The 928-nt window shown below is 63.8% G+C and carries 2 protein-coding genes; both read left to right on the plus strand.

The features are described from left to right. A partial coding sequence (locus EJK15_RS69610) for a transposase (protein WP_171075450.1) occupies nt 1-255 on the plus strand: 255 nt, incomplete at its 5' end. Between the two features lie 17 nt (nt 256-272). Further along, nucleotides 273-928 (plus strand): IS3 family transposase (locus EJK15_RS69615; protein WP_240778166.1); only part of this gene is annotated, 656 nt, incomplete at its 3' end.

The raw sequence follows: 928 nt of genomic DNA on the forward strand, positions 1-928 counted from the left end.
GCCGTCCGCATGGTGCTGGATGGGGATCGTCCGGTGTCGCATGTCGCCCGGGAGTTGGACATCCACGACACCACCCTGCATAACTGGGTGAAGGCTTGGCGGCGGGAGCACGGAGGCGTGGCGCCGGCCGCTCCGGGGAAGAGCGGGGAAAAGAGCGAGCGGGAACTCGAACTGGAGCGTGAGAACCGCAAGCTCCGCGAGGAAGTCGCGTTCCTGAAAAAAGCCGCCGCCTTCTTCGCGGCCGAGAATCGATAACGGCCAAGTACGAGCTGATCGACGCGGAGAAGGCTGACTACAAGATTGTCGACATGTGCCGCTGGTTGCAGGTGTCGCGGTCGGGGTTTTATGAGTGGCGCAGTCGCCCGATGTCGGCGACCGCTGAACGCCGTGAACGGTTAAAGGCACTGATTGCTGTTGTTTTCGACGACAGCCATGAGACGTACGGGCATCGGCGGGTGCACGCGGCATTGCTGCGCCGGGGTGAAGAGGTGAGCGTGGAGACGGTCCGGCTGCTGATGCGCGAGCTGGGCCTGGTCGCCTGCCAGCCGGCGCCGTGGCGGCCGGTCACCACCGACGCCGACGAGCACCATCGGATCCCCGACCTGGTGCGGCGGGACTTCGCCGCCGAGGCGCCGGGGACGAAGTTCGTCGGCGATATCACCTACATCGCGACCTGGGAAGGGTTTCTCTATTTGGCGACGGTCATCGACTGCTTCAGTAAGAAGGTGGTCGGCTGGGCGATGGCCGATCATTACAAGACGTCGCTGATCGAGGCGGCGATGGACATGGCCGCGGTCAACGTTCGCATCGCTGATGAGGCGATTTTCCATTCCGATCGTGGGTCGAACTACACGTCGGGAGTCTTTGGTGAGAAGCTGAAGCGGATGGGTATGCGGCAGTCTGTGGGCCGGACCGGGGTGTGCTGGGA

The organism is Nonomuraea basaltis, from assembly GCF_005893125.1.
GTDB lineage: Bacteria > Actinomycetota > Actinomycetes > Streptosporangiales > Streptosporangiaceae > Nonomuraea > Nonomuraea basaltis.